The 7,478-nt window shown below is 33.3% G+C and carries 7 protein-coding genes and 1 pseudogene; 2 read left to right on the top strand and 6 right to left on the bottom strand.

What is annotated here, in order from left to right; all coding sequences use genetic code 11:
• Nucleotides 1-395, top strand: a pseudogene (locus Q4Q55_RS08935) (ATP-binding protein); the annotation flags it as partial.
• Nucleotides 396-506: 111 nt separating this feature from the next.
• Here Q4Q55_RS08935 and Q4Q55_RS08930 read toward each other — a convergent pair.
• From Q4Q55_RS08930 to feoB, 6 genes are all read right to left on the bottom strand, one after another.
• The gene (locus Q4Q55_RS08930) at nucleotides 507-1,274 is read right to left on the bottom strand and encodes a DUF4013 domain-containing protein (protein ID WP_303372469.1); all 768 of its coding nucleotides are present in this window, start codon (nucleotides 1,272-1,274) and stop codon (nucleotides 507-509) included.
• A gap of 160 nt (nucleotides 1,275-1,434) precedes the next feature.
• Nucleotides 1,435-3,582, bottom strand: coding sequence for a heavy metal translocating P-type ATPase (locus Q4Q55_RS08925; RefSeq protein WP_303372468.1), 2,148 nt, complete (start codon nucleotides 3,580-3,582; stop codon nucleotides 1,435-1,437).
• A gap of 9 nt (nucleotides 3,583-3,591) precedes the next feature.
• The gene (locus tag Q4Q55_RS08920; protein ID WP_303372467.1) at nucleotides 3,592-3,858 is read right to left on the bottom strand and encodes a DUF6110 family protein; all 267 of its coding nucleotides are present in this window, start codon (nucleotides 3,856-3,858) and stop codon (nucleotides 3,592-3,594) included.
• 21 nt (nucleotides 3,859-3,879) lie between these two features.
• The gene (locus Q4Q55_RS08915; RefSeq protein WP_303372466.1) at nucleotides 3,880-4,083 is read right to left on the bottom strand and encodes a hypothetical protein; all 204 of its coding nucleotides are present in this window, start codon (nucleotides 4,081-4,083) and stop codon (nucleotides 3,880-3,882) included.
• 41 nt (nucleotides 4,084-4,124) lie between these two features.
• Nucleotides 4,125-4,352, bottom strand: a complete 228-nt coding sequence (locus tag Q4Q55_RS08910) for a FeoA family protein (protein WP_303372465.1) — start codon at nucleotides 4,350-4,352, stop codon at nucleotides 4,125-4,127.
• Nucleotides 4,353-4,453: 101 nt separating this feature from the next.
• Nucleotides 4,454-6,472, bottom strand: coding sequence for a ferrous iron transport protein B (feoB, locus tag Q4Q55_RS08905; protein WP_303372464.1), 2,019 nt, complete (start codon nucleotides 6,470-6,472; stop codon nucleotides 4,454-4,456).
• A gap of 235 nt (nucleotides 6,473-6,707) precedes the next feature.
• Between feoB and Q4Q55_RS08900 the strand changes: the two genes are divergently transcribed.
• A partial coding sequence (locus Q4Q55_RS08900; protein WP_303372463.1) for a M48 family metallopeptidase occupies nucleotides 6,708-7,478 on the top strand: 771 nt, incomplete at its 3' end.

The raw sequence follows: 7,478 nt of genomic DNA, 5'->3' as shown, positions 1-7,478 counted from the left end.
TTTATAAATGCACTAAAGGGGTTCCATTTTACATTAATACCTTTGCAAGATTAATATCTTCAGATAAACTATTAACTGAAGAAGTTGTTAAAAAAGAGTTTTATAAAGCTCTTCCATATTTAGCAATTCATTTAAAGAGCATGTGGGATAAATTAAATTTCCCAGAACAAAAAATCATTGTTCAGCTATTAGATAATCCTTTAAAACGTGTTGAAATTGCTAACAATCTAAATATTACTTCTGGAACACTTTCTAAACCATTAGTTAAATTGCAGGATATAGGATTAATAGAGATTAATGATGAACGAAAATATCAAATTGTTGATCCGATATTAAGATTATGGTTAAAAAATGAATATGATACAAAGGGGGTTTATCCGTATAGAGTATCCTAAATTTTATAATCGGTGAAAAATAAATTTTATATCAGAGTTTTAGTGGTCTGAATCGATAAGTATCGGAACTTTTTTATAAGTTTTATACGAAATGTTTGAATTTTATTATTTTCATTCATTCATGGATTCCAGATCTTTTATTTTACAATAAACAGCTCCAATACCCAAATACTGGGTTACAAATATCAAAAATGAAAGAAACATGTCGATTATTGAATCTATTAGAGTAAATGGAATATCATAAGAAATTAAATATGATAAAATTACAATAGCCAGGACAATCACTGTGTAATCTTTGGTATAATTTCTCCATCCCACAATATCAATGCTCCTTTTAATTGACATTAAATCTAAAGCAGACAGTATCTTATTAGTGTCTGCTAATTTGGCCAGAGCAATTTCCATGAAGAATGTAGTTATGTAAAATAGGATGGATCCGAAAACAACAAATAATATTGTGTTTATAGGTTCGTGTTGGAACAACATATGTATTGTATCCGACCAGTTCAATAGCATCTCTTCCAAATCAAATAAGGGAAAACCCAATGACGAACATGCCAAAGATAAGATAACTTCCTGAACTGAAAGATAAATTGCCATAACTATTCCTGATTTAATTCCTAAAAGAATAATGTCTCCAACTACGATTTTAGGTAATCTTTTGCCGTGGTTTATTCTGCTTCGGGTAATTGACATTCCATATCCGGATACCACAATAAAAACTATGATTTTAAGCAATATCCATTCGTAATAATCTCCATTGGTTTTAATATAGTTTTGAATAACTGAGGAGATGAACAGCAATGCCAAAATGAATATAAGAAATTTTCTATTATAGCTGCAATAATCCCAAACTTTTTTTATTATGATGTGTGGCATAATTTACTCTCAAATAAATAGTAGGTTATTAAAAAATTTAAATATTTTGAATTGGGATTAATGATTTTCAAAATTTTTAAATATTTTCTGAAAATCAGATAACATATAAAATAAGTCTATTATGAAGAACAAATTCATCAGGTTCTTCTTTAAAATAAAATTATGAAGTATCAGCTACTTCAATAGCTTCTACTTCAATGTCTTTGTTAAAATCTTCATCTTTTAAAACGGACTTTGTACTCATAGCACCGAATAACATTGTAGATAGGTTATGTATCATTGATGATGTGGATGGTGGGATAACACCTAAAACACCTAAAGCAAGTAACGAACCGTTTACTGCTACAATATTGCGATAATTTGTATTAATTTTATCCAACATTCCTGTGCTTAATTTTCTAAGAGTAACTAAATCATTTAAATCATCTGAAAGCAGTGAGATATCTGCTACTTCACGGGCAATGTCTGAGGAATTTTTCATTGAAACAGACACATCTGCAGCAGCAAGGGCCGGTGAATCATTAATTCCATCACCCACCATTATTACTGTTCTACCCTCAGCTTTTAAATCCTCAATAATTTTAGATTTGTCTTCTGGAAGTACTTGGGATCGGTATTCAGTGATTCCTAATGCTTTTGCACCTGCTTTTGCACCACTTTCACTGTCTCCAGTAAGCATTATGACATTTTCAATACCTAAATCCTTAAGCTCTTCAATGACATATTTTGCTTCTTCACGTACCGGATCATCAATACAGATTATTCCTTCCAATTTTCCATCAATAGCCAAATAAACTACTGAATGTTCATCAGATTTTTTAGCTATTTTCTTTTCTTGGGATTTTGTCACTTTAACTTTCTCGTCATCAAATAAGAAATGCTTGGAACCTATTACTGCGCGTTTGCCGTCATATTCAGTCACAATACCATGTGCTACAATATATTTCACTTCACTGTGGTCTTCTTCATGTTTGAGACCTTCTGCTTCTGCTTGTTTCACGATTGCAGTTGCAATACTGTGTGCGAAGTGTTCTTCAATACAAGCGGACATTCTTAAAATATCGTCACGTTTGTAACGCCTTGACATTGGAATAACGTCAACGACCTTTGGAGTCGCATTTGTAAGAGTTCCGGTTTTATCGAATACAATTGTGTCTGCATTAGCATAGTTTTCTAAGAATTTTCCACCTTTAATCATCATCCTATTATCTGATGCTTCACGCATTGCAGATATTATGGATAATGGAGTTGTCAGCTTTATTGCACATGAAAAATCAACCATTAAAACAGACAATGCTTTTGTACTGTTTCCCGTAATGAGATATGTTAGGGCAGTTGCAATAAAACTATATGGAACAATAGAATCTGCGAGTTTTTCAGCCTTGCTTTGAGTATCAGCCTTCAACTCTTCGGAATTTTCAATCAAATCTATAATTTTATTTAATCTTGTTTCCTTATTCATTGAATAGACTTCAACTATGATGTTTCCTTCTTCAACAACAGTTCCTGCGTGAACGGTTTTTCCAGGTCTTTTATGAACAGCTAGCGGTTCTCCAGTCATGGAGGCTTCATTAACCATTCCTTCTCCTTCAATTACTTTTCCATCAACCGGTATCACATCTCCCATGTGGATTTTAATCTTGTCTCCCTTATCAATATCAACAGCAGGGCATTGTTTTTCTTCACCGTCTTCTCCTACTACCCATACAGTATCTATGTTTAAAGCTAAACTGTCTTTTAGAGTATTTTTAGCTTTTTGTAATGTGTAGTCCTCTAATGCATCGGAGATTGACAATAAGAACATCATGGAGCTTGCTGGTTTGTACTGCTTATGTAATAACGCGCCTGTTACTGCAGCACCATCTAAAAGTGCAACATCGCATCTAAAATCAGTTAAACTATCCAAACCATGCCAGATATAATCAGCTGCATGATAAATTGTTAATGCATTCTTTATTGGTATTGGTAAAAGGAGTCTATAGACAAATCTATTAAAAACCATCTTTGATAATTTCAAATAGAAATCATCTGTTATTTCTTTTGAAATTTGGGATTGTGTTGGTTCTGTTTCAAATAAATCATCTAATGTAATGCCATTTAAGATATTGAAAATTTTTTGCTTGTTTTCAACATCTCCATCGTAGTATATTAAAATACTTCCATTCCTGTGAGAAGTATATACTTCATGGATAAAGCTTTGATTTAAAAGTAATGAAGCAAGACCGTAGCCTTCCTCTTTTGTGAAAGCCCATTGGCCTGAGCGAATCCTTAAACGGGATCCGTTATCATACATTACTTGATATTTCATTTTTCTACCTTATTCTTCATCTTCTATGTATATTTCTTTTTTATCCTCTTGATGAGCATCAACTACAATGTCTTCTGCATTTTCTCTCATATCTTGGAAGCATTCTTCCGCATCTTTTTTGGCTGCAATGACAGAGGCCATACCTTTTGTTGCAGCGTCTTTTACAGTTTCGGATTCTAAAATTTTTTTACCAACGACTGCAGTTGCAATTCCCGCTGCAAAAAGTAATACGTGTTTATGCTCATAACATTTATCAAAAAATTCATCATGTCTCATTTAATAATCTCCTTTTAAAAACTAATTTGTAGCTTTCCTTCTTAACTTGATTCCATTTTTAAGTTTGTTAATAAATTCAAATTCTTCATCAAATTCGGGGTGGTTGCCGAATCCACAATTGGGGCAATGAATTTGATTGCAGTGATCATGTTTTCCACAGCTAACACAACCACGATTTTCTAATTTTGTTTCATCAAATTCAAAACCGCAAATACGACATTTCATAATTAAACACCCTTAAAAAAAATAACTGATAACTTGAGATTTTATTCAATTTCAATGTTTTTGGCTTCTTCTTTTCGAAGGCAAACATCATATCCTTTTACACTCATCTCAATTGGATCTCCTAATGTAGCAACTTTTTTAATAGTTATTTCTACTCCTTTAACAAAACCCATTCCTAATAAGTGTCTTCTCAAACCCACGTCACCGCTATCATGGTATTTTACTAATTTCACTGTTTCGCCAGGTTGTACATCATTTAATGTTCTCATTTTTTCACCTTTTAATAAATTAAAGAATGATAATTAAGATTTAATCATCATCCTTCGGCATTTTTATGCCTCTAATTCCACTTTTGCTGCGCATTATATCACTATCCAAATCCTGCAAGTAAACCGACATTATAAATCAGGAATGAAACGATGTATGCGGTAACCAATGTGATTCCACACATGGTAAATGCCCATTTGTAACTGTTGGTTTCCTGTTTGATTGCACCGATTGCTGCGAAACATGGTGTATAAAGCAATGTAAATGCCATGAATGAAAATGCAGACAATGGAGTGAAAGTATCATGCACTAAACTTGTAATTCCTTCTTCATCATCCTCTTCCATACCTGCTAATGTACCAAAGGTAGCTACAACAACTTCTTTAGCGGCTAATCCTGCAATGATTGCTACAGCTGCTTGCCATGTTCCAAATCCTAATGGGGCAAAAATTGGAGCAATAACTGAACCGATAATACCTAATATGCTGTCGGCAGATCCGTATTCAACACCTAATGGGAATATGCTTAAAGCCCATAAAACGATTGAACATGCAAGAATGATAGTTCCTGCTTTTCTTAAAAATCCTTTTACTTTTTCCCAAGTGTGTAACAAGACTCCTTTTATGGACGGAACTTTGTATGTTGGCAGTTCCATTACAAATGGAGTGGATAATCCTTTAAACATGGTTCTTTTAAGGATGGCTGCAACAATAAGCGCTACAACAATACCTAATAAATAAATTGTAAGTAACATGGTACCTTGATTTTCTGCGAAAAATGCACCTATAAAAATAGCATAAATTGGCAGTCTTGCAGTACATGACATGAACGGTACAAGCATCATTGCAAGCATACGGTCTCCTTCATTTTCCATGGTTCTTGTTGCCATAATAGCAGGCACGCCGCAACCGAATCCTAAAATCATTGGAATGAATGCTTTACCGTGAAGTCCTACAATTTTATGCATTAACTTGTCTAAAGTAAATGCAGCTCTTGCAAGATAACCGCAGTCTTCTAAAATACTTAAGAATAAAAACATCAGAATAATAATTGGCAAGAAAGTGAGAACACCTCCGACTCCCCCGATGATACCGTCACAGATGAAGGAGGATAGATATTCATTTGCTATGAATCCTGCGACAAATTCTCCTAGTGCACCAAATGCCTCATCAATCATGTCCTGAAAAGGAGCACCGATGGTGAATGTCAATTGGAACATTACCCACATTATAATTATAAATATGAACGGAGCCAATAACCTATTTGTAACAATCTTGTCGATTTTATCGGTCATGGTTTCCTTTTCAACGGCCGGTTTTTGGACTGCTTCTTTTATCAAACCGTCGATAAATGCATATCTTGCATTTGCGATAACTTCTTCGGGACCTTCATTGTAAACATCGTATAAATGCTTACTTACTTTATCTACCTCAGCAAAAATTTGAGAACTTTTTGAAGATCCGTGAACCTTCTCAATAACTATTGTATCTTTTTCCAATAGTTTAACTGCAGTCCAGACTGATGGGACATCCAATAGATTACTGTCCTGTTCAATTACTGACTGCAAGTCCATTAAGTGGCCTTTAATATCATTTCCATATGATAATTTTTCGCTAGAGTCTATCGGTTTTTTTGATTGCCTTTCAACTGTTGTCAGCAATTTTTCAAAACCATCTTTAGTTTTTGCATTGATTTCAACTACCGGAACACCTAATAATTCACTCATCAAATCAATATTTATTATGTGTTCTTTTTTCTTTGCAAAATCATTCATGTTAAGCGCTACTACTAAATTGGCGCCCAATTCCATCATTTGCACGGTTAAATATAAATTACGTTCCAGATTAGCTGCATCCACTACATTAACAATAACATCTGACTCATCATCTACAATGAAATCCCTTGATACGATTTCTTCCATAGAATGAGCGCTTAATGCATAATTACCAGGTAAATCTATTACATCATAGTCGTAACTTCCGTGCTTGAAATGACCTTCTGCCCTTTCAACAGTTTTTCCAGGCCAGTTACCGACATGTTGTCGCATACCAGTTAATTGATTGAAGACAGTAGTTTTCCCTACATTAGGGTTTCCCGCTAATCCTACAATTAATTCTGTCATTAACGTTTCTCCCATTTTCCATTAACTTTTTAGGAACAATACTTTTAGAAAAATATTGTTCCACACTAAAAAAATTTTTTAGTTTAAGCTTTAAAAACCTAGATTTAGGTATACCTAAACATGTTTATCTATCTGTTTTTATCATATATAAAGTTTGGGTACACCTAAAAATTTATATTGGAAAATAGTCAATAGTATATTGAAAAGAAAATTTTAATTTAAAAGGATGATGCGAATGAGCAATGCTATTGAGAAAGCAAAGCAATACATTATTGAAAACGATTATGAAGAGGCCATTAAACTAGCCAGGAAAAGACATGGAAAAGATGATGTTGAAGATTACCTTAAAATATTGGATTTGCTGATTGATGATGGTTATTTGCCTGCTACTGAAGAAAAAGGGATATATTACCAGTATTATGATGAATCTCATGACAATGGAGATTATGGTGAAAAATACTTCGACCAATACTTAAAACAGCAACCCTATTCAATAAATGTGCTCTGTGATAAAGCATTCTCAAAATTAAACAAAGGAAAATTGGAAGAATCTTTAAATTACCTTGATGAAGCTCTAAACAAATATGATTCTTATCAAAATATTGAAAAACCTCGCATCAGCAAAAAAGAAGTTTTAATGAGTAAAATTAAGTTGTTAATCAAATCTAAAAGTTATGATGATGCATTGACATACCTTAATCAATATGAAGAGAAATATGGCATCGACAATGAATATGATTTGTATAAAGGCCAAATGCTTCAAAAAACAGGCAAAAATAAGGAAGCGCTCGAATACTTAAATAAATCTCTTCAAAACGAAGATACTCTAATAGGATTTAATGCAAAAGGAGATGCATTGTATGAACTTGGAGAATATGGGGATGCATTGAAAAACTATAGGGACTGCATAGGCTATGAAAGTAAAGTTGAAGATGATTTGGAACTAATAACAAATTTCAATTATAAGGCCGCATTTTGCTGTGTGAATATGGGAAATGATGCAGAA

The sequence above is a fragment of the Methanobrevibacter sp. genome (assembly GCF_030539555.1).
In the GTDB taxonomy this organism is placed as follows: Archaea; Methanobacteriota; Methanobacteria; order Methanobacteriales; family Methanobacteriaceae; genus Methanocatella.
This window is presented reverse-complemented; position numbering and strand designations above follow the sequence as displayed.